Source organism: Halodurantibacterium daqingense, from assembly GCF_042666235.1.
In the GTDB taxonomy this organism is placed as follows: domain Bacteria; phylum Pseudomonadota; class Alphaproteobacteria; order Rhodobacterales; family Rhodobacteraceae; genus Halodurantibacterium; species Halodurantibacterium daqingensis.
In genome coordinates this window covers 80,734-102,314 of sequence record NZ_JBHTFQ010000009.1, presented here as the reverse complement: position 1 = coordinate 102,314, position 21,581 = coordinate 80,734, and the positions used below count along the sequence as shown (strand labels likewise).

18 protein-coding genes are annotated in these 21,581 nt (G+C 65.8%); 7 read left to right on the top strand and 11 right to left on the bottom strand.

Annotated elements, in window-relative coordinates; genetic code table 11:
* Nucleotides 1–45: 45 nt before the first annotated feature.
* Nucleotides 46–372 (bottom strand): heat shock protein HspQ, encoded by a 327-nt coding sequence (hspQ, locus tag ACFQXB_RS16110; RefSeq protein ID WP_377405987.1) that lies wholly within the window; start codon nucleotides 370–372, stop codon nucleotides 46–48.
* Nucleotides 373–549: 177 nt separating this feature from the next.
* Between hspQ and ACFQXB_RS16105 the strand changes: the two genes are divergently transcribed.
* Complete coding sequence (locus ACFQXB_RS16105) at nucleotides 550–1,137, top strand: transglycosylase SLT domain-containing protein (RefSeq protein WP_377405896.1); 588 nt, start codon at nucleotides 550–552, stop codon at nucleotides 1,135–1,137.
* Between the two features lie 27 nt (nucleotides 1,138–1,164).
* Here the strand turns inward: ACFQXB_RS16105 and ACFQXB_RS16100 are convergent, their stop codons facing one another.
* The 4 genes from ACFQXB_RS16100 to ACFQXB_RS16085 form a co-directional block, all read right to left on the bottom strand.
* Nucleotides 1,165–1,755, bottom strand: a complete 591-nt coding sequence (locus ACFQXB_RS16100; protein WP_377405894.1) for a LolA family protein — start codon at nucleotides 1,753–1,755, stop codon at nucleotides 1,165–1,167.
* A gap of 93 nt (nucleotides 1,756–1,848) precedes the next feature.
* On the bottom strand, nucleotides 1,849–4,896 hold the full coding sequence (locus tag ACFQXB_RS16095) for a DNA translocase FtsK 4TM domain-containing protein (RefSeq protein ID WP_377405892.1): 3,048 nt from the start codon (nucleotides 4,894–4,896) through the stop codon (nucleotides 1,849–1,851).
* Nucleotides 4,897–4,907: 11 nt separating this feature from the next.
* On the bottom strand, nucleotides 4,908–6,086 hold the full coding sequence (locus tag ACFQXB_RS16090; RefSeq protein ID WP_377405889.1) for an aminotransferase class I/II-fold pyridoxal phosphate-dependent enzyme: 1,179 nt from the start codon (nucleotides 6,084–6,086) through the stop codon (nucleotides 4,908–4,910).
* Between the two features lie 105 nt (nucleotides 6,087–6,191).
* Nucleotides 6,192–7,529 carry an amidase gene (locus ACFQXB_RS16085; protein WP_377405887.1) on the bottom strand — a complete coding sequence of 446 codons (1,338 nt, stop codon included), beginning with the start codon at nucleotides 7,527–7,529 and terminating at the stop codon, nucleotides 6,192–6,194.
* 93 nt (nucleotides 7,530–7,622) lie between these two features.
* On the opposite strand from ACFQXB_RS16085, the gene ACFQXB_RS16080 reads away from it, so the two are divergent.
* Entirely contained in the window at nucleotides 7,623–8,849 is a 1,227-nt protein-coding gene (locus tag ACFQXB_RS16080) for a UbiH/UbiF/VisC/COQ6 family ubiquinone biosynthesis hydroxylase (RefSeq protein WP_377405985.1), read from the top strand.
* Nucleotides 8,850–9,140: 291 nt separating this feature from the next.
* Here ACFQXB_RS16080 and ACFQXB_RS16075 read toward each other — a convergent pair whose 3' ends face one another.
* A complete protein-coding gene (locus ACFQXB_RS16075; protein ID WP_377405983.1) occupies nucleotides 9,141–9,695 on the bottom strand; it encodes a YqgE/AlgH family protein in 555 nt (184 codons plus the stop codon).
* Between the two features lie 238 nt (nucleotides 9,696–9,933).
* Between ACFQXB_RS16075 and ACFQXB_RS16070 the strand changes: the two genes are divergently transcribed.
* Entirely contained in the window at nucleotides 9,934–10,527 is a 594-nt protein-coding gene (locus ACFQXB_RS16070) for a protein-disulfide reductase DsbD domain-containing protein (RefSeq protein ID WP_377405885.1), read from the top strand.
* On the opposite strand, the gene ACFQXB_RS16065 is transcribed toward ACFQXB_RS16070, so the two are convergent.
* The 4 genes from ACFQXB_RS16065 to ACFQXB_RS16050 form a co-directional block, all read right to left on the bottom strand.
* Nucleotides 10,500–13,847, bottom strand: a complete 3,348-nt coding sequence (locus tag ACFQXB_RS16065; RefSeq protein WP_377405883.1) for an efflux RND transporter permease subunit — start codon at nucleotides 13,845–13,847, stop codon at nucleotides 10,500–10,502. The two genes, ACFQXB_RS16070 and ACFQXB_RS16065, sit on opposite strands and share 28 nt — an antisense overlap.
* A gap of 4 nt (nucleotides 13,848–13,851) precedes the next feature.
* Entirely contained in the window at nucleotides 13,852–15,357 is a 1,506-nt protein-coding gene (locus ACFQXB_RS16060) for an efflux RND transporter periplasmic adaptor subunit (protein WP_377405881.1), read from the bottom strand.
* Between the two features lie 93 nt (nucleotides 15,358–15,450).
* A complete protein-coding gene (gene moaB, locus ACFQXB_RS16055; RefSeq protein WP_377405879.1) occupies nucleotides 15,451–15,993 on the bottom strand; it encodes a molybdenum cofactor biosynthesis protein B in 543 nt (180 codons plus the stop codon).
* Entirely contained in the window at nucleotides 15,990–16,781 is a 792-nt protein-coding gene (locus tag ACFQXB_RS16050; protein WP_377405877.1) for a uracil-DNA glycosylase, read from the bottom strand. The genes moaB and ACFQXB_RS16050 overlap by 4 nt, the downstream gene beginning before the upstream one ends.
* Nucleotides 16,782–16,886: 105 nt before the next feature.
* Between ACFQXB_RS16050 and ACFQXB_RS16045 the strand changes: the two genes are divergently transcribed.
* Genes ACFQXB_RS16045 through plsY form a run of 4 tightly spaced genes read left to right on the top strand, consistent with a single transcriptional unit; the run spans nucleotide 16,887 to nucleotide 20,192 of the window.
* Nucleotides 16,887–17,849 carry an aspartate carbamoyltransferase catalytic subunit gene (locus ACFQXB_RS16045; RefSeq protein ID WP_377405875.1) on the top strand — a complete coding sequence of 321 codons (963 nt, stop codon included), beginning with the start codon at nucleotides 16,887–16,889 and terminating at the stop codon, nucleotides 17,847–17,849.
* Nucleotides 17,846–18,310 (top strand): hypothetical protein, encoded by a 465-nt coding sequence (locus ACFQXB_RS16040; protein WP_377405873.1) that lies wholly within the window; start codon nucleotides 17,846–17,848, stop codon nucleotides 18,308–18,310. Before ACFQXB_RS16045 ends, ACFQXB_RS16040 begins: the two co-directional genes overlap by 4 nt.
* Complete coding sequence (pyrC, locus tag ACFQXB_RS16035; RefSeq protein ID WP_377405871.1) at nucleotides 18,307–19,584, top strand: dihydroorotase; 1,278 nt, start codon at nucleotides 18,307–18,309, stop codon at nucleotides 19,582–19,584. The genes ACFQXB_RS16040 and pyrC overlap by 4 nt, the downstream gene beginning before the upstream one ends.
* Complete coding sequence (gene plsY, locus ACFQXB_RS16030; protein WP_377405869.1) at nucleotides 19,581–20,192, top strand: glycerol-3-phosphate 1-O-acyltransferase PlsY; 612 nt, start codon at nucleotides 19,581–19,583, stop codon at nucleotides 20,190–20,192. The genes pyrC and plsY overlap by 4 nt, the downstream gene beginning before the upstream one ends.
* 8 nt (nucleotides 20,193–20,200) lie before the next feature.
* On the opposite strand, the gene ACFQXB_RS16025 is transcribed toward plsY, so the two are convergent.
* Complete coding sequence (locus tag ACFQXB_RS16025) at nucleotides 20,201–21,571, bottom strand: glutamate--cysteine ligase (RefSeq protein ID WP_377405867.1); 1,371 nt, start codon at nucleotides 21,569–21,571, stop codon at nucleotides 20,201–20,203.
* Between the last annotated feature and the right edge of the window lie 10 nt (nucleotides 21,572–21,581).

Below are 21,581 nucleotides of genomic sequence, written 5' to 3'. Positions count from 1 at the left end.
GCTTGCGTTGCATCGTGTATAGCCCCCCGCAAGCGGGGCGCCGCCTCAGTTCAGCTGGAAGTGCAGCGGATAGCGGCCATCCTCGAAATCGCCGAAAAGCTCGGGCACATCGGGGTGGTCGACCGGCTCGCCGGTATCATCCGGGACCAGGTTCTGCTCGGATACGTAGGCGACGTAGTAGGATTGCTCGTTCTCAGCCAGCAGATGATAGAAAGGCTGATCCTTGGCGGGACGGCTCTCTTCGGGCAGGGCGTCATACCACTCGTCCGAATTCGAAAAGATCGCGTCCACGTCATAGACAACCCCCCGGAACGGGTGTTTCCGGTGGCGGACGATCTGTCCCAGATGATATTTCGCGCGGGTTTTCAGCATTTTCATTCCTCGAAATCCGTCCCTATCCCCAATACCGGCAAATGTCCATCGCATCCGCCGGGCGGCATTCGGCGCATTCTCTCGGTTTTCTGATCTGGATGGGGGGCGTTTTACGTTTTCCTTCGGGGCCTTTTGGCCTATTCTGTTGCAAAATGACAAAAGCGACGGGCAGTGTAGATGGGCAGATATCTTCGCGCAGGCGTGATCGTTCTGCTGTTGGCCTCATGCGGTGGCGGCGGCAACTTTTCGGCACCACGGGATCTTGAGAACGCCTGCAGCATCGTGAACGAAAGGCCGCGCTATCTTGCAGCGATGCGGCAGACCGAGCGGCGCTGGGGCGTGCCGATCCATGTGCAGATGGCGACGATCCATCAGGAAAGCAAGTTCATAGGCAATGCGCGGACGCCGGTGCGCTGGTCGCTCGGGGTGATTCCGATGGGACGGCAAAGCTCGGCCTATGGCTATGCCCAGGCGCTTGACGGCACATGGGAGGAATACCAGCGCGAGACCGGCAAGCGGCGCGCCCGGCGCGACGACATCCGCGACGCGACCGATTTCATGGGCTGGTACATGACCAAGACCGAACAGCGCAACGGTGTCTCGAAGCACGACGCGCGCAACCAGTACCTTGCCTATCATGAAGGCCATGCGGGCTTTGCCCGCGGCAGCTACAACTCGAAACCCTGGCTTCTGACGGTTTCGAACAACGTCGCTGCGCGGGCCAACCGTTACGAACAGCAGCTGCGCGCCTGCCGCCGGGCCTGAAGCTCAGACCCGGCCCTGAACGGCACCTCAGCGGCGCCGTTCCACTTCATGCGGGATGTTGAACAGGAAGGACGACAGCTGCACGTCCTTGGTCAGATCGCTCAGCACCACCGTCGTCGCACCACCGGTATCATCGCGGATCACCCATTGACGCAGTTCCGTCGGGTTGGCGGTGAAGTTCAACTCGATCGAGCCCTGTTCCGGCCGCTGCGGATCCTGCGCCACCACCGTGGTCGTGGTCCCGTCGCTGACATGGCCGACCACCATGCGCGCCTGCGTCAGATCGACCGTCTGCGCAAGGATCAGGTTCAGCGGCGTGCGCGACAGCGGATACTGTTCCGGCGGTTGGTTCGACTTGGGGTCGAAGATAGCCACCTGCCCCCCACCTGCCATCACCAGGCTTGAATCGGGCGGCGCATATTCGAAGCGGATGCGGCCCGGCCGGTTGATGTAAAGCGTGCCGGTGGAGATGCTGCCATCGCCATTGATCTGCGTGAACTGCCCCTGCGCGGTGGTGAAGCTGTTGAAGTAGCGCGAAATCTCGGACAGCGGGATCGGGTCGGCCATCGCCGGAAGCGCCATCAGGGCACCCAGAACGGTGGCAAGGATCAGTCGCATCGGCAAAACCCCTTTGATAGTGTCTGTGCCAAATCTAGGAAAAAGGGGGCCGCCATGCAGCCCCCCGGTCCGTCACATAACGCTGAAGCAGGATCACTGTTCCGGCACAAGTATTTCACGTTTGCCGACATGGTTCGAGGGCGACACAAGCCCTTGTTCCTCCATCTGTTCGACCAGCCGCGCGGCCTTGTTGTAACCGATGCCCAGCTTGCGCTGGATATAGGAGGTCGAGCATTTCCGATCCTTGAGAACGATCGCCACCGCCTGATCGTACAGCGCATCCTCGCCATCGGAAGTGCCGCCAAGGCCCAGAACCGCGTCGATGTCGTCAGACCGTTCGTCATCCGGGCCATCGACAACGCCCGACATGTACTCGGGGGGGCCGAAGCTCTTGAGATGAGTCACGACCTCTTCCACCTCTTCGTCGCTGACGAAGGGGCCGTGGATCCGGGTGATCTTGGCGCCCCCGGCCATGTAAAGCATGTCGCCCATGCCCAGAAGCTGCTCGGCGCCCATCTCGCCCAGGATGGTGCGGCTGTCGATCTTCGAGGTCACCTGGAACGAGATCCGGGTCGGGAAGTTCGCCTTGATCGTGCCGGTGATCACATCGACCGAAGGGCGCTGCGTGGCCATGATCAGGTGGATGCCGCTTGCCCGTGCCATCTGTGCAAGGCGCTGGATGCAGGCTTCGATTTCCTTGCCGGCAACCATCATCAGATCAGCCATCTCATCGACGATGACGACGATATAGGGCAGCGCGACGGGGGCGAATTCCTCCGTCTCGAAGACCGGCTCGCCCGTATCCTCGTCAAAGCCGGTCTGGATCGTGCGCTTGAACATCTCGCCCTTGGCCAGCGCCTCGCGGACCCGGCCGTTATAGCCCTCGATGTTGCGGACACCCATCTTGGACATCTTGCGATAGCGTTCCTCCATCTCGCCCACGACCCATTTCAGGGCGACGACCGCCTTTTTCGGGTCGGTCACGACGGGCGACAGCAGATGCGGGATGCCGTCATAGACGCTGAGTTCCAGCATCTTGGGGTCGATCATGATCAGCCGGCATTCCTCGGGCGAGAGCTTGTAGAGAAGGCTCAGGATCATGGTGTTGATGGCGACCGATTTCCCCGACCCCGTGGTCCCGGCGATCAGCAGGTGGGGCATCTTGGCGAGGTTCGCCACGACCGGCTCGCCGCCGATATCCTTGCCGAGCGCGAGAGGCAGGCGCAGATTGGAATCGCCAAAGTCGCGCGCGGCAAGAATTTCCCGCAGCACCACCTTTTCGCGCTGCACATTCGGCAGTTCGATCCCGATCACCGTGCGCCCGGGCACCGTCGAGACACGCGCGGACAGGGCAGACATGGAGCGTGCGATATCATCGGCGAGGCCGATCACCCGGCTGGCCTTCAGGCCGGGCGCGGGCTCAAGCTCGTACATGGTGACCACGGGGCCGGGCCGGACGCTGACGATCTCGCCCTTGATGCCATAGTCATCAAGCACCGATTCAAGCATCCGCGCGTTTTCGGCCAAGGCCTCGTCGGGCAGGTGGTGACGCTGGATCTCGGCGGGGTTGGTCAGCAGCGACAGCGGCGGATGTTCGTAGGTCGGCCGCGGCCGGTCCTCAAGCCGAAGCTTGGGCTGCGCCTCGGCCAGGGCCTGACGCGAGGGGGCGATGGGCCGGCGCGGCGGGTGCTGCACCACGCTTTCCCGCGGCGCGATGCGCGGCGCGTGGTGGGTGGGCGCCTCGTCCTCGGAACCGTCGCCATGAGCTGCATAGCCGTCCAGATCCAGATCGGCCTCATCTTCCGCATCGGAATAAAGATCATGCGGGCTTGTTGCGGCGCCGCGCTGTACGATCGTCGGCTGAGCGATATCCGGGACGACCGGTGCCGCGGCCACCGGGGCGGCAACCAGCGGCGGCACAGCCAAGCCCGCGGCAGGCCGACGCGTGGTGTCGGCGACAAGCGGTCTTGGCCCGCGCCCCCGTACCAGCGGCGGCTCCGAACGAGCCAATGAAAGAACCGGCGCCTGTCGCACACGCGCCTTGATCACGTCGTTGATGCGCGCCTTGATCCGCTCTTCGCTGGGCGCCTCGGCGTCCGGGCCGCCCGGATGCTGGACCAGTTCGGGTTCGGGATCGATCGCGCGGCGCACCAATGCCGGAACCCGCGACAGGAAACCGGATTTTTCACGTGGCGGTTGGGGGCGCGGCTCGGCCCGCAGCCCGTCGCGCGCCGTGTCGTGGCGCACGTCGGAGCGATGCGGCGCGGCCGGATCGGCGCAGAAAGGATCGCGGGCAGCCATATCGGCGCGCATCGGGTCAGGCTGGAAGCCTTTCGCATCCCAATCCTCGACAACATCGTCCTTCGGCGGGCGCGGGAAAAGCCGGCGTTGCGCACCGCCATCCTCGTCTCCGAACAAGGCGGTTTGGCGATTGCTCCGCTGGGCCTGATAGCGGCTGCGCGCGTCGCGCGCGCCCCGCATGGCGCCGTTCGCGCCCTTGCCGGCGGCCGTCAGCAGGCTGGCATAGGTCACTACCAGCCCGACGGCAAGAAACCGCCCGACATCGCGCAGTTCCTGCATGTCGAAGCCCAGCACGAACAGGGAAATCGCGATCAGCCCGCAGCCGAACAGCAGCGACATGAACTTGAGGCCGAAAGTCGCCGTTACCGGTGCGATGCCAAGCATGGCGCCCAGCACGGTATCCCCGAACAGGCCGCCCAGGCCGAAGGAATGGGTCCAGTCCGCGCCCGGCACATGGGTCGAGGCAAAGACCGAGGCCAGCGCAATCGCGATCGGGGCAAAGATGACCCGGCCCATGGCCCGGTCCTCGGCGCGGTGGATCACGAAGCGCAGCCCCCAGCCGGTCAGCACCACCGGCAGCCCCCACGACCCATAGCCCGCGATGATGAACAGCGTCGAGGCGACCGATGCGCCGAACCGACCCATGATGTTCTGGGCAGGCTCATCCGTTGCAGACATCCAGCTCGGATCCTCAGGCACGTAAGATCCGAGGATAAGCGCCATCACGACGCCAAGCACGATCAGCCCGATGCCAAGCAGTTCCTTGCCGCGCCGTTCCAGTGCGGCCTGGGTATTGCTGTCCAGAAGCGGATCGCGCTGTCTCATCTGATAGGATGCCATGCTTTCCTCGCCTAGGTGTAAAGGCAGTCGCGGATCAGGCCCAGCCCGCGCGCCGTCTCATCCCGGGATGCGACAAGCGCGACCCGGATATAGCCCCGCCCCGGATTGCCGTGGTCGGTGTCGCGGGCCAGATAGGCGCCCGGAAGCACCCGCACGCCGGTCTCTTGCCAAAGGCGCAGCGCCGCCTGTTCGCCATCGGCAACCGGCAACCACAGGAAGAACCCGGCATCCGGCGAACGATACCCAGCGACGCCGCCAAGAATCCCGTCCGCCAGGGCAAACTTCTCGGCGTAGAGGCGCCGGTTCTCGACCACATGATCCTCATCGGCCCAGACGCGCTCGGCCACGCGCTGCAACGGCAGCGGAAGCGGCGCGCCGGCATAGTTGCGCAGCTGCCGGATACGCGCGATCCCCTGCACACCACCCGCCACGAAACCCGAACGCAGCCCCGGCAGGTTCGAGCGTTTGGAGAGCGAGTGGAACACGAACACGCGTTCGGGGTCGGCCTTGTTGTGGCTGACCGCCTCTAGCCCGCCAGGGGGCGGCTGATCGCGATAGATCTCGGAGTAGCATTCGTCAGCGAAGATCAGGAAATCGTGCCGTTCGGCCAGGGCAAGAAGATCCGCCCAATAGTCGCGACCGGCAACTGCCCCCTGCGGATTCGCGGGCGAACAGATGTAGGCCACGGTCACGCGGTCCAGCAGATCGGCGGGCAACGCGGCATAGTCGGGCAGAAAGCCGGTTTCGGCCGTGGCTGGCACAAAGACCGGCTCCGCCCCCGCCGCAAGGGCCGCAACCGCATAGACCTGATAGAACGGATTGGGCATCAGCACCGCCGGCCGCCGACCGCGCTTTTCCTCTGGCGACAAGGCCAGCGCCGCGTTGAACAACCCTTCGCGCGTGCCATTCAGCACCGAGATCCCCGCAGCCCCGGGCGAGACGCCGTACCGCCGCCCCAGCCAGCCATCGATCGCGGCAAGAAGCTCGGGCGTGCCCTCGTTGGGGGGATACTTGCCGAACCCCTCCAGATGATCGGCCAGCACCTCGGCCACGAAAGGCGGAAAGGAATGGCGTGGTTCGCCAATGGTCATGGGCAGCGGATCGCCGCCCGGCACATGATGGTCCAGAAGCCCGCGCAGACGCGGGAACGCGTATTCTGGCAGGTTCGAAAACCGCTCAGGAAATGCCATGACTGCCTCGCTTGCGGGGTCATTTCGCCCCGTTTTGCCTTTACGATACCGATGTTTGGCGCCGGGGTCCAGAAAAACGACGACACGGTGGCCGTTGCCCGCCGCTCAGCCCCGGCCCAGCGCCCGCTCCGCCGCCGCACCCAGACGCAAAAGCCGCTCTTCCCCCAGCGGCGCGCCCATCAGCATCACGCCCGCCGAAGGCTCGCCCGTGGGCAGGGTCAGCGCCGAAAGGCCAAAGAGATTGGCAATGCGCGTGTTGCGCAGCGCAAGAAGGTTCTCGGCGACGTAATAGTCCGGGTCACGCAGAAGCCGCTCGATCTTCGGGGGCGTGGTCGGCGCCGTCGGCAGAACAACCGCGTCGTAGTCAGCCGCAATCTCGGACCATCGCTGGCGCAGTCTGGCCATTGTCTTCCAGCCTGCAACGTAATCTGCACCCGAAAATGCGGCCCCGCCCCGGAACCGCTCGAGGATCGGGGGATACATCCGCTCCGGCTGCGCCTCGATCACGTCGCGCCAGAGGCCATAGGCCTCGGCCGCGAACAGCACCGGCGCAAGCGCCATCGCTTCGGCAACCTCCGGCACCGCGCCGCGCGTCAGATGCGCCCCGGCAGCGGCAAAGCGATCCAGCGCGCGATCGAAGCCACGCGCGGGGCCTGGCCGCAGATCATCAAGCGCCAGGGTTTCAAGGACCAGAAGGCGCGCGCCCGAAAGGGTTGCGCCCGACAGGTCAGCAGCGCGTTTTCCCTCCAGCAGGGCAAGCACTTCGGCGGCATCCTCGGTGCTGCGGGCAAGCGGGCCGATCGTGTCGAACCGTTCGCACAGGGCCACCGTCCCGGCCATGGGCAGCCGCCCCAGGGTTGTCTTGAGCCCGACCAGATCGTTCCACGCCGCCGGGATCCGCACCGAGCCGCCCGTGTCGGATCCGATCGCACAAGGCGCGAGCCCGAAGGCAACCGAGGCCGCCGCCCCGGACGAGCTGCCCCCCGCCACGGCCTCGGCATCGTGGATACAGGGCGAGGTCGCCGTCACGGGATTGAGGCCCAACCCCGAAAACGCCAGTTCGGACAGATGCGTCTTGCCCAGACAGACGCTGCCCGCAAGCGACGCGTTGACCAGAACCTCGGCATCGCGATCAGGGGTCCGGCCTGCCAGCAGCGCACTTCCGGCCTCGGTCGCGACGCCGGCAGTGTCAAAGAGATCCTTCCACGACAGCGGCACGCCGTCCAGAAGCCCGCGGCGCAGGCCAAGGCGCGCCCGGTCCCGCGCTGCCCGCGCCTCGGCCAGCGCCCGCTCGGGCGTCAGCCGCGCATAGATCCGGTCGGCATGCGGATGCTGCCGGGCCGCATCAAGAAACGCCTCGGTCAGGGCAACAGGGTCAACCCGCCCCGCGCCGATCCCGCGCCCCAGATCAGAAGCCGTCATGCCAAGCCAGTCGCCGCCCATACCTTCCCCCGTCCGCTGCGTCACCCGACGCTAGCGACATGGCAGCGCATGGACAATCCCCGCGGCGCTGCCATATTGCAGCCCATGACCAAGATCGAACACAGAACCGATGTGATCGTGGTGGGCGGCGGGCTGAACGGGCCCGCGCTTGCCCTGGCGCTGGCGCAAGGCGGGCTGCGTGTCACGGTGATCGACGCCCTGCCGCGCCCGTCGCGGGCGGATGCCTCCTTTGACGGTCGGGCCTATGCGCTCTCGATCGGCTCGGTACGGATGCTCGGGGCGCTGGGCATCTGGGCGGCGGTCGGCGCCAGGGCAGAACCCATCTTGCGGATCAAGGCCAGCGACGGGCGGGCCGGCGAAGGCGCGGCACCGTGGATCCTCGATTTCGATCATGCCGAGATCGAGGAAGGCCCGATGGGACATATCCTTGAAGATCGCTACCTGCGCGCCGCGCTACTGGACGCGCTGGATGAAAGCGATGCAATCACGCAGATCGCAGGACATGAGGTGGTGGCACAGGCCAGCACGGCGGGCGGCGTCGAGGTCACGCTTGACGACGGGCGCCGGATTGGGGCCGCGCTTCTGGTCGGCGCGGATGGACGCCAAAGCGGCACGGCCCGTCGCGCCGGAATTGCACGCACCGGATGGGGATACGGACAGACGGCGCTGGTCTGCGCCATCGCCCATAGCCTGCCCCACCATGGTGTCGCGCATCAGTTCTTCATGCCCCCCGGGCCGCTGGCAATTCTGCCGCTGCCCGGGAACCGCAGCTCGATTGTCTGGTCGGAACGCGATGAAACCGCGCGGGCAATCCATGCCGCAAGTGACGCGGATTACCTTGCCGTTCTGCGCCCCCGCTTCGGCGATTTCCTGGGCGATATCGCCCTTGAGGGGAAGCGGTTTCGCTATCCTCTCAACCTGACGCTGGCCAACGCCTTCGTGGGGCAGCGCCTTGCGCTGGTTGGCGATGCGGCGCACGGGATGCATCCGATCGCGGGCCAGGGGCTCAACCTCGGCCTTCGGGATGTGGCAAGCCTTGCCGAAGTGATCACTGATGCCCGCCGTCGCGGCGAGGATTTCGGCGGAGCGCAGGTTCTCGCGCAGTATCAGCAATGGCGCCGGTTTGACACCGCGGTGCTGGCCGTCGCCACGGATGGATTCAACCGGCTGTTTTCAAATGATAACCCGCTGCTGCGGCTGGGCCGCGATCTGGGTATGGGGATGGTGAGCGCCCTGCCGGGCCTCCGCCGCCGCTTCATCCGCGAAGCCGCCGGACTGACCGGTGACCTCCCGCGCATGATGACGGGCCAGTCGCTCTGATCCCTGGGCGGGGTTCGCTGCCGATGGCGGCGGAGCCCCTGCGGTGGGGAATGCCGCCAACCGGTTGAAAAGACGAATCCGAAGCTGAAGCAGGCCGGAAGACCGAGCGCTGCGGGTCCGGGACAGGAAACCGCACGGCTGCACGTGTCCCAAGAGGCATGACACCATACGAGAGCACGTTCTTCCGGGAAGGCGAGACAGGATGGCGGGCGGGCATGGCACACGACCCGGCGGGCGCCATGCGAGGTTCCGCTGGTTCGCTCCCGCCCCCTCCGGCATCCGCGGCGGGCTTCAGGCCCGTCCGGCTGCAGCCGAAAGCGTCAAGGGATCGATCCCGAGCGTCCGCAAGGCTCCTTCCCACTTGCTTGCGTTATCTGCCGAAAACACCAGATCAAGCGGCGCATCGCAGGTGAGCCAGCCATTCTGCAGGATCTCATCCTCGAGCTGCCCTGGCCCCCAGCCGGCATAGCCCAGCGCGAGGATCGATCGTGACGGGCCGATGCCCTTGGCGATGTCTTCCAGAATATCCAGCGTGCCGGTCATGCCGATGCGATCATCAACCTGAAGCGTCGAGCCGTTGGCGCTGTAGTCGGCCGAATGAAGCACAAAGCCGCGTCCATGTTCGGCCGGGCCGCCGAAATGGACCCGGATGTCGCTGCCCTCGGAGGTGCGGGAAATGCCAAGCTGGTCAAGCAGATCGGCAAAGCGCACCTCGGCCGCGGGTTTGTTGACGATCAGGCCCATCGCGCCGTCGTCGGAATGCGCGCACATGAAGACGACGCTTTTCTCGAATCGCGGATCCCCCATTCCGGGCATCGCCACAAGAAGTTTTCCGCTCAGATCCATCATCGGCACCCTGTCCTTCCTTTCTTCAAGGATGGGGCTGCAGGACCGGTTCGGCAAGGGGATCCGGCGAACGGCGGCTCTATTCGCCGGAATGTGAGTTTTGATTTCCCGCCGCCGTGCCTATTGTTGCCGGATGATGATGCAATCTTCCTTCTTCGCGACGTTTGGGCTGCTTGCGCTCTTTGCTGCGCCCCTGCCTGCCGCTGCCACCCCTCCGGCCGATCTGATAAGTGCGAAGATGCGCACCGGCTGGAAAACCGACAGCGGCACCCATATGACCGCGCTGCACATCGAACTCGCCCCCGGCTGGAAGACCTATTGGCGTGCCCCGGGCGAAGCCGGAATACCGCCAGAATTCGGCTGGGCAGGGTCGGTGAACCTGCAGGATGTCCGGCTACACTGGCCGCGCCCGATCGTCTTTGATCAGAACGGCATGCGCAGCATCGGCTATGACGGCACGCTGGTGCTGCCAATCGAGGTCATCCCCACCGACCCCGAGATCAGCCGTGCCTTGGCGGACCAACCGCGCCCGGCGCGGGAAGCGGGGCTCAGCGGCAGCAAATGCAGTACCGACCCGATCCGCGACGGCCTGCGTCTGACGGCCCATCTGACGCTGCCTGTCATGGGCCGTGACGAAGCTGCCGTCGTCGAGCTTGACCAGCCGGGCGTCTGGGTTTCGGAGGCGCAGATCAGCCGCACCGATGGCGTGCTGCGTGTCAGTGCCGACATCGTGCCGGAGGCTCGGGACGGCTTTCTGCTGGACCGCTCTGCGCTGCGCATCACCCTGATAGAGGGCGCCCGCGCCTACGAGCTGGACGGCTGCCCCGGCTGACGATGGCGGCGCAGGTAAAGTGCCGCGCCCGCATAGACCAGAAAAAGCAGCACGAGAGCCCCGCCCAGGAACATCGCCAGCGCCGAGCCCGGCGCGGCGCCCGCCAGCATGGCGCGCCCTACCGTCAGTGCGAACCACAGCAAAAGCAGCATTGCCGCAACCGGCATGACATGGCCAGCCGGACCCGCGGCGCGGAAACCGCGCCGCAGCGCCTGCATCTGCCGCGCCAGATCGCCCTGTACCGCCATCAGGGCCGGCACCACCAGCAGCACCAGAACCATCCCGAACCCCAGGCCGAAAACCAGGGTCACCACTGTGGGCTTGAGGAATTCCGCTTGTGACGAAGATTCGTAAAGCAGCGGCGCAAGCCCCAGAACCGTCGTTAGCGTGGTCAGCAGGACCGGACGCAGGCGATCGCAGGCCCCGTCGATGATTGCCGGGATCATGCCGCGCTGGCGGGCATACTGATCCACCGTCGTGACCAGAACGATCGAATCGTTGATGATGATGCCGACCATGCCGATCAGCCCCACGACCGAGAACATCGACAGCGCCATCCCCCAGACCCCATGCCCGTAAAGCGCGCCGACCAGCCCGAAGGGGATCACCGCCATCACCACCATCGGCCGTGTCCAGCTGCCAAAGATCCAGGCGAGCACCAGGTAGATGCCCAGCAGGCAGTAGATCAGCGCCCAGCCGGCGTCTGACAGGAATTCCTGCTCCTGCTCGGCCAGGCCCGCCATGCGCCAGGCGACGCCGTGGCTGCTTTCGATCGCCGGCAGGATCGTGTCGCGCAGGGTCGCGCTGATTTCGGCGGCGCGGGCGGGGTCATCCTCGCTGATGTCGCCGCTGACGCTGACCACCTGCAGCCCGTTCTCGCGCCGGATCGTCGCGAAGCCGGAACGCCGCTCGACGGTCACGACATCGGCAAGGGGCACATACTGGCCGCTGGCCGTGCGCATCAGCGTGGTTTCGAGAAAATCGGCAGTCATCTCGGCCTCCGGCAGTTCGACCCGGATCGCCGAAGACCGGGGTCCGTCGGGGAAGGTGGCTGCCTCGATCCCGCTCAGGCGGTTGCGCAGCGTGCGGCCCAATCCGTCGATCGTGAAGCCCAGCGCCTGACCTTGGGCGGTCAACTCAAGAACAAGCTCTTCCTTGTCATAGGCCAGGCTGTCCTCAAGCGCGGAAACCTCGGGGAAGGGCGCCAGCGCGGACTTGAGCGCCTCGGCCGCCGATTTCAGCACCGCGACATCCGCACCAAAGAACTGCACCGCCAGCGAATCGCCGCCCGGGCCTGAACGGCCACCGCGGAAGCTCACCTCCTCAAGCATCGGATGCGGGCGTACGGCCTCTTGCAGATCGGCGACAAACTGAAAGGCGGAAAATTCACGCTGGTCAATGTCGATCAGCCCGATCGAGATGCCACCAAGCTGATAATCCTCCTTGCTTTCGGCGCTCGTCAGCCCGCGCCCCGCATTCCCGCCGATTTCCGCGATCGCATATTCCAGCGGCGGGCGACCATGCTCTGCTTCATAGCGCGCGGCGACCTCTTCGGTGGCGCGCTGCAGTTCGCGCATCATCTCCAACGTGTCGCTGCGGGTCGCGGCGGGAAGCATCGCGAAATTTCCTGCGATCGATCCCTCCTCGGGAGAGTTGAAGAACCGCCACTGCAGATCACCGCGCAGGAAGGCCGCGCCCTGCAGGGCAAGCAGCAGGATCGCGCCCGCGAGCACCGGATAGCGCGCCCAGATCACCCAACCCATGAATGGCCGGAACAGCCGTTCCCGCACCCAGAGAAACCCGCGGTTCACCTGGGTCGAGGGCCAGTCATACCAGCGGGTTTCGCCGACATGGGCCAGGGAATGGCGCAGGTGGTTCGGCAGGATCAGGAAGCATTCCACCAGCGACGCGATCAGCACCGCAATCACCGTCAGCGGGATATCGGCAATCAAGGAGCCAAAACGGCCGCCGACCGCCACAAGCCCGAAAAAGGCGATGACCGTGGTGATCGTGGCCGAAAAGACGGGGGCCGCCATGCGGCTTGCCGCATTCTCGGCTGCCTCGGCGGGGCCCTCGCCCAGTTCGCGGGCGCGGTAGTCGGCATGTTCGCCCACGACGATGGCGTCATCAACCACGATGCCCAGCGTGATGATCAGCGCGAAGAGCGAAATCATGTTGATGGTCAGCCCCATCGCATACATCGCCGCGATGGCCGAGATCATCGCCACCGGTATGCCCGCCGCCACCCAGAGCGCCACCCGCGCATTCAGGAACAGGAACAGCAGCACCACAACCAGCCCCAACCCCATCAGCGCATTGTCCAGAAGCAGGTTCAGCCGTCCGGTGATTTCTTCGGTGCGGCTGCGGATCAGGTCCAGCGTCACCTGATCGGGCAGGGTCAGGCGCAGATCTGCCGCCACACGTTCCACATCGCGCTGGATGCCGATCGCATCCCCCTGGGCCGAACGGTCAACGCGGATCGTCATGGCCGGGTTGTCCCCGACGAAATAGGCGCGGCTGCGGTCCACCCCCTCCATCCGCACCTCGGCCAGATCGCCCACGGTCAGGACCGACCCGTCGACCCCGGTGCGCAATGTGATGGCGGCGATCTCTTCTGCGCTGCGCCGGGCAGTGCCCGTGCGCACGCGGGCACTGGCGCCCGAAACCTCGCCAGCGGGATTGGCGCGCACGGTGCTGGCGATTGCGGTGGCGATATCGGACATGCCGATGTCGTGCTGGATCAGTGCCCGCGAGGGCACCTCGACCACGATATCGGGTGCGGCAAGCCCCTGGATGGTGGTGCGCGTGACGCCGGCCGCAAAAAGGCGCGTCACGAATTCATCTGCAAAACGCCCGAGCTGATCGACCGAAACCGGCCCGCTGATCACGACATCCGTTACCCTGTCGCGCCATTCGCTGCGCCGGACCACCGGGGTATCCGCCTCGTCCGGCAGGTTCGACACACCATCGACAGCCGCCTGCACCTCTTCCAGCGCCCGCGACATGTCCCAGTTCGGTTCGAACTCCAGCGCGATGACGGCACGACCCTCGCTTGCACGGCTGGTGGCGCTGCTTACGCCCTCGACAACCAGCAGCGTCGGTTCCAGAAGCTGAACGATGGCCCGATCCACATCCTCGGCGCCCGCGCCACTCCACCCGACCGAGACGCTGATGCTTTGCACCACCACATCGGGAAAGAACTGTGAACGCATGTTCGGGATCGCCCAGATGCCGGCGGCCAGCATGACAACCAGCACCAGGTTCGCCGCGGTGCCATGGCGGGTGAAATAGGAAAATATCGCCCCCGCATGCATTCGCATCCGCTCAGCCCCCTGCACGCGCTTCAAGCCGGGCGATCACCCCCGCCGGAACGTGATCCTGTTCCAGCTGTGCGATGATCCGGGCCCGGGCCTCTTGCGGCATGCGGGCATTGCCCTCGACCAATGCGATCAGTTCGGCGCGCCTTTCCGGCGACAGGGCGACAAGCTCGTCCACTGTCTCGATCGCTTCGCCGCGTGCGCGGGCCGGCAGGTGCGCCGCGGCTTCCGCGCCACCATCGCCGCCCGCGCGCAGCGGACGCACACGGATCCCGCCGCCCAGCATCGGCGCACGTTCGGTCACGATCTCGCGCCCCGCCACGGCAGCCGCCTCGACGATGACCGAATTGCCCTGCCGGCGCAGAAGGTGCACCGGCAGCACCTCCAGCCGGTCTTCGGGACCGAGCGCGAGCACCGTCTGCGCGGAATCGACCGCAGCGGCCGGCAGGACCGCGACATCCTCCAGCGGCGGTTCGGCCACACGGACGGTCACGAAATCGCCGGGGCGAAAGCCGCGCGGTGCATCCAGCCGCGCATAGATCAGCCGACCGGTCTGGCCTTCCGCCACCGTCGCCCCCACCCGGACAAGCTGCCCGGGCGTGGCGATCTCGGTCCCCATCACATCCAGCAGGACTGTCACCTCGGCCGGGATCAGGCGCCCCTCGGGGTCAAGCAGCCGGGCATATTGCGAAGTCGAGAGCCGGAACGCGACCTCGAGCGCATCCGGATCCACCAGCGCGGCAAGCCGCTCGTTGGCGGAAACCAGTCCGCCCTCGATTACCGTCGTGTCGGCAAGCACGCCTGCGAAGTCGGCAAGGATGGTCGTATCGCGCAGGCGGCGCCGGGCCTCGGCAAGGGAGATCCGCTGCAGTTCGAGCGCATTGCCGGCCTGTTCCAACCGTGCCTCGGCCTGGGCAAGGGCCTGACGGCGCGACAGAACGGCCTGTTCGGCGCTCGAGACGGCAAGCTCGGCCGTTTCGACCGCAGCCTCGGTCCCGACGCCGCGGCCCTGAAGGTTCTGCTGACGCTCCAGCGCCGTGACGCGCAGACGGGCCTGTGCCGCGGCGGCCGCAAGATCATCGCGCGCCAGCAGAAGTGCAGCCTCGGCATCGCGCAATTCGGCCGCAGCGCGGGTGCTTTCCGCCTCGGCCACCGCGACGGCAGCGCTTGCATCGGCGGTGTCGATCTGGACCAGAAGCTGCCCGGCCTCGACCCGCGCGCCGTCCTCGAAATTCTCGGCCAGTTCAACCACGCGCCCGCTCATCGGCGAGCGGATCTCAAGCGTGCGTCGGCTGCGCACCTCTCCGAAGGCGGTAAGGACCGGCGCGACCACACCCGCCTCGACGCGCTGCACATTCACGGTAAACACCCGCTCTTGCGCCATTCGGGGCCGCTCGGCAGGCGCAAGACGACTTTGGACCGCGCCATAAAGCGCGTAACCCGCCATCACCAGAAGTGCGAGCGTCAGCGACGTCAGAAACAGGCCGATCAGGCTGCGGCGCAGAAACTGCATGGGCGGGTCAGGTCCTTTCGCTGGACGGGCTGCACATCATTTAGACCCGGTCGGCGGCGCAACCAAGCTATGCCCGTCAAACGAACGAGATTGTCATTTCCGTCGCTGGTGTTCGTTCAGCCGCGGAAAGATCTCGACGAAGTTGCAGGGACGATGCCGATAATCCAGCTGCCAGCGCAGGATTTCGTCCCACGCGTCGCGGCAGGCGCCGGGGCTGCCCGGAAGCGCAAAAAGGTAAGTGCCCATCGCCACGCCACCGCAGGCGCGCGACTGCACCGCCGAGGTGCCGATCTTCTGCATCGAGATCATGGTGAACACCGTGCCGAAGGCGTCGATCTCTTTCTCATAGACATCCCGGTGCGCCTCGACCGTCACATCGCGTCCGGTCAGGCCGGTTCCCCCGGTGGACAGGATCACGTCGATCCCCGGGTCGGCGCACCAGATGCGTAGCCGTGCGGCGATTTCGGTGCGTTCGTCACGGACGATATCACGCGCAGCAAGGATGTGCCCGGCTTCGACAAGCCGGTCCACCAGCGTCTGTCCCGAGCGGTCCTCGTCAAGGCTGCGCGTGTCCGACACCGTCAGAACGGCGATCCGGACCGGAATGAAACTGCGCTGATCGTCGATGCGGCTCATGTCTCTCTCAGTCGTGCTTGGAGGGCGAGAAGGTCTGCCCAGGCGTCACGCTTTGCCTGGGGGGTGCGCAACAGATAGGCCGGGTGAAACATCGGCAAGACCGGGCGGCCAAGTGCCTCGGTCCAGGTGCCCCGAATGCGGCTGATCGCCTCGCGGCCCAGAAGCGCGCCGCAGGGGGTATTGCCCATCAGCACCAGTATCTCAGGCGCTGCCAGTTCGACATGGCGCTCGACAAAGGGCAGCATCATCGCAATTTCCGAGGCCTCGGGCTTGCGGTTCTGCGGCGGGCGCCACGGCAGGATATTGCTGATATAGACCGCCCGGTCAGGATCCGGCGCGGCGCGTGCTAGGCCGATGGCGGCCAGCATCCGGTCCAGCAACTGACCCGCGCGGCCGACGAAGGGCCGGCCTTGCAGATCTTCGTCACGGCCGGGCGCCTCGCCCAGAATCATCACCCGCGCGCCCGGCGTGCCGTCGGCAAAGACAAAGCTGCGCGCGCCCTTTTTCAGTTCGCACAGATCAAAGTCCTGCTGGGCTTCGGCCAAGGCACCAAGATCGGGGGCAGCCGCCGCAAGGCGGCGGGCAAGGGCAACCGGATCGGGCGCAGCCGGCATCGGTTCTGCCGGGCCGCCTGCAATTGCCGTGGGGCCGGGCACATGGGGGGCCGGGCTGCGGGCACCCACGTCATAGCGGTTTACCGGCGCATCCAGAATCGCCTCGGTCGCACCAAGATCGATCTGCCATTCCAGCAGCGCCTTCGCGGTGAAAAAATCGAGCGCGGATTCCATGCCGGCAAGCTAGGGCCGGGGCCTGAAAAGGTAAACCTGTCTTGTCGGTGGGCCGACCGCTTTCTATAAGCAGCCCCGACGGGCCAGCCAGCAAACGGGGGAAACATGACGTTCCGCGCGAAACATCTGCTGGGGATCGAGCATCTTCACCCGACCGAGATCGTGACCCTTCTGGATCTCGCCGATACATATGTCGACCTCAACCGCCGCACGATCAAGCATTCGAACGCGCTGGCGGGCATGACCCAGATCAACATGTTCTTCGAGAACTCGACCCGCACCCAGGCCAGCTTTGAACTGGCCGGCAAGCGGCTGGGCGCGGATGTGATGAACATGTCGGTCGCCCAATCCAGCGTTAAGAAGGGCGAAACGCTGATGGACACGGCGATGACGCTGAACGCCATGCACCCCGACCTTCTGGTGGTGCGGCACGGCAGTTCGGGCGCCGTGAACCTGCTGGCCGACAAGGTGAACTGCGCGGTGCTGAACGCCGGAGACGGCAAGCATGAACACCCGACACAGGCACTTCTGGATGCGCTGACCATCCGGCGGGCCAAGGGCAGGCTGCACCGGCTGACCGTGGCGATCTGTGGCGATATCGCGCACAGCCGGGTGGCGCGTTCGAACCTGATCCTGCTGGGCAAGATGGAAAACCGGGTGCGCCTGATCGGGCCACCGACGCTGATGCCGGCGGGCGTGGCCGAGTTCGGCTGCGAGGTTTATGACGACATGCGCGCGGGCCTTGAAGGCGCCGACGTGGTGATGATGTTGCGCCTTCAGAAAGAACGGATGGACGGCGCCTTCATCCCCTCGGAACGCGAGTATTACCACCGCTATGGGCTGGATGCGGAAAAGCTCCTGTTCGCGAAAGAGGATGCGATCGTGATGCATCCCGGCCCGATGAACCGCGGGGTCGAGATCGACGGGACCCTGGCCGACGACATCAACCGTTCGGTGATCCAGGAACAGGTGGAAATGGGGGTCGCGGTGCGGATGGCGGCGATGGACCTGCTGGCGCGCAACCTCAAGGCCGCGCGCGGCGCAAAGGCCGCAGGGGACACGCCATGAGCGCGCCTGCCCGCGACCCGCATCTGACCGATCCGCGGCTTCTAGACGATGAAACCGTCCTTGTCCGCTGGCGCAGCAGCCGGGCGACCTACTGGCGTGACCACGCCGCGATGGGGGCGATCGGCATCGTTGGCGCAATGGTCGTGCTGTTCCTGCTGGGCAAGCCGGATCAGGCGCCGGTCGGGGCGATCGGCGTCATGCTCGGCATAGGGGTGCGGGCGGTCTATCTGGCGTCCGAGCAGCTTTCCGCGGAATGGCTGCTGACGGATCGGCGCCTTCTGGGCCCTCAGGGGCGGATCGTGCCGCTGCGCGATCTTGCCGCCGTGCGCCCGGTGCTTTCGGATGTCCAGCTGGTGACAACCGGCGGCGACAAGCATCTGATGAAACACATGGCCGACCGCAATGCCGTGATCGCCAGGATCGAGGCCCAGCGCAGCAAACGCAAGAAGGCGAAAAGATGACCCTCTTTCTGGAAAACGCCCGCCTGGTGGATCCCGAAGCCGGCGAGGAACGCAACGGCAACCTGATCGTCCACGAGGGCGTGATCGCGGCGATCGGCGCAGCCGGCCCCCCTGCCGATGCGCGGATCATCGACTGTCGCGGCATGGCCCTTGCGCCCGGAATCGTCGATCTGGGCGTCAAGGTCGGCGAGCCGGGCGAACGCCACAGGGAAAGCTTCCGCTCGGCCGGGCTGGCCGCGGCTGCGGGGGGCGTGACCACGATCATCGCCCGCCCTGATACGCATCCGGCCATCGACAGCCCCGAGACCCTGGAATTCGTCACCCGTCGCGCCGCCGAGGCCAGCCCGGTGCGAATCCGGCACATGGCTGCCCTTACCCGCGGCCGCGAAGGTCGTGAAATGGTCGAGATCGGCTTTCTGCGGGATGCAGGCGCCGTGGCCTTCAGCGATTGCGATCATGTGGTCCGCGATACCAAGGTTCTGGGGCGCTGCATGACCTATGCGCGCAGCCTCGGCGCGCTGATCATCGGCCATCCGCAGGATCCGGGGCTGTCGCTTGGCGCCGCCGTCACCTCGGGCAAGTTCGCCTCGCTTCGCGGCCTTCCGGGCGTCTCTCCGATGGCGGAACGGATGGGCTTCGACCGTGACATGGCCCTGGTGGAAATGACCGGCGTCGCCTACCACGCCGATCAGATCACCTGCGCCCGCACCCTGCCCGCGCTGGAACGGGCCAAGAAGAACGGGCTTGATGTGACCGCAGGCGTCAGCATCCACCATCTGACGCTGAACGAATACGATGTGGGCGATTATCGTACCTTCTTCAAACTGACCCCACCCCTGCGCAGCGAGGACGACCGCCTCGCGGTGGTCGAGGCCGTGGCCGCTGGCCTGATCGACATCATCTGTTCGATGCACACGCCCCAGGATGAGGAATCAAAGCGCCTGCCCTTCGAGGAGGCCGCCGCAGGTGCGGTTGCGCTGGAAACCTTCCTGCCAGCGGCAATGCGGCTTTACCATGCCGGCGCCATGACCCTGCCGCAGCTGTTCCGGGCGATGTCGCTGAACCCCGCCCGCCGGCTGGGGCTGGACGGCGGGCGGCTGGCCGAGGGGGCGCCGGCGGATCTGGTGCTTTTCGATCCTGATGCACCCTTCGTTCTGGACCGGTTCAAGCTGCGTTCGAAGTCCAAGAACACCCCCTTTGACGAGGCCCGGATGCAGGGCCGCATCATCGCCACCTTCGTCGGCGGCACCCAGGTTTTCGGAGAAACCGCATGATCCCCCTGATCGAAACCCCGGCACCGACGCTCGCCCTTGTCGCGCTTGCGGCCTATCTTCTGGGCTCGGTTCCCTTTGGTCTGGTCATCGCCCGGGTATTTGGCCTCGGCGATCTTCGCCAGATCGGTTCGGGCAATATCGGCGCAACCAATGTGCTGCGCACCGGTAACAGGGCCGCGGCCTTCCTGACCCTGGTTCTGGACGCCGGCAAAGGCGCCATCGCGGTGCTGATCGCGCGGTTCACCCTGGGCGAGGATGCCGCGCAGCTTGCCGCCGGCGCCTCGTTTCTCGGGCATCTGTTTCCGGTGTTCATCGGCTTCAGAGGCGGCAAGGGGGTCGCGACCTTCCTGGGCACGACGCTGGCCCTGGCCTTCCCGGTCGGGCTTGCCGCCTGTGCAACCTGGGCTGCCACGGCGGCCCTGTTCCGCATATCCTCGCTGGCTGCGCTGACGGCGGCGGCCCTGGCACCGCTCTGGATGTGGATTCTGGGCGAGGAACGGATGCTTGCGCTTGGGATGGTGCTGGCGGTGATGATCTTCATCCGCCACCACACCAATATATCACGGCTGTTGTCCGGAACCGAGCCCCGGATCGGCAGGAAGGGCTGAAGCCCCTCTCAGTAGCAGTATTCGGCGTAGATCCGGGTCAGATCGCCTGCCCATTCGCCGTGATAACGCTCCAGCATCTCGTCCGCCGGGGTCTTGCCGGTTTCCACCGTTTCCTGCAACGCGCTGAGGAAATGAGTTTCATCAGCAACCAGCCCGCCCGCACCGGGACGTGCCCGCGCCTTGAGGCCCGCTTCGGCAATGGCAACGACTTCGCGGGCGAGGTCATGCATGTGCAGCCCGTTCACGCGGGCCTGCAGCCCCTCGACGCTTGCGCCGACACGCAGTGCCTCGCGGGTTTCGGCATCCCAGTTGCAGGCAAGATCCCAGGCGGCATCCAGCGCATCCTGATCGTACATCAGCCCGACCCAAAGCGCCGGCAGTGCGCAGAGCCGCCGCCACGGCCCGCCATCGGCGCCGCGCATCTCGATGAACTTCTTCATGCGCGCCTCGGGGAACACCGTGGTCAGATGGTCCGCCCAATCCGACAGCGTGGGCTTTTCCCCCGGCAAGGCCGGCAGTTCCCCCTTCAGAAAGTCCCGGAACGACTGGCCCAGCGCGTCGATATACTTGCCGTCGCGATAGACGAAATACATCGGCACATCGAGCACATATTCCACCCAGCGTTCAAAGCCGAAGCCCTCTTCGAACACGAAGGGCAGCATCCCGGTACGGGCATCATCAAGGCCGCGCCAGATGCGCGAGCGCCAGCTTTTATGCCCGTTCGGCTTGCCCTCGAAGAAGGGCGAATTGGCAAACAGCGCCGTCGCCACCGGCTGCAGTGCCAGGGCCACCCGCATCTTCTGCACCATGTCGGCTTCGGAGCCATAGTCGAGGTTCACCTGAACCGTGCAGGTCCGATACATCATCTGCGTGCCATGGGTCCCGACACGCCCCATGTAATCCGTCATCAGCCGATAGCGCCCCTTGGGCATCATTGGCATGTCCTCGTGGCGCCAGATCGGTGCGGCGCCAAGGCCGATGAAGCCCACCCCGATCGTGTCGGCGACCTCCTGAACCTCGCGCAGATGCAGGTTCACCTCGTCGCAGGTCTGGTGAATGGTCTCCAGCGGCGCGCCCGACAATTCAAGCTGCCCGCCCGGTTCCAGGCTGACATTCGCCCCATCCTTCGAGAGGCCGATCAGCTTGTCCTGTTCGTAGACCGGTTCCCAGCCGAAACGATCGCGCAGCCCCTCAAGCATGACCTTGATGGACCGCGGCCCGTCATAGGGCAGCGGCTTCAGCGTATCGCGGCAATAGCCGAATTTCTCGTGTTCCGTCCCGATGCGCCAGTCTGCCTTGGGCTTGCAGCCCGAAGCAAGATACGCGGCCAGCTGGTCATAGCTTTCGATCGGCCCGCCGCCGGATTGTGGAATGGACATCGCGTGGCTC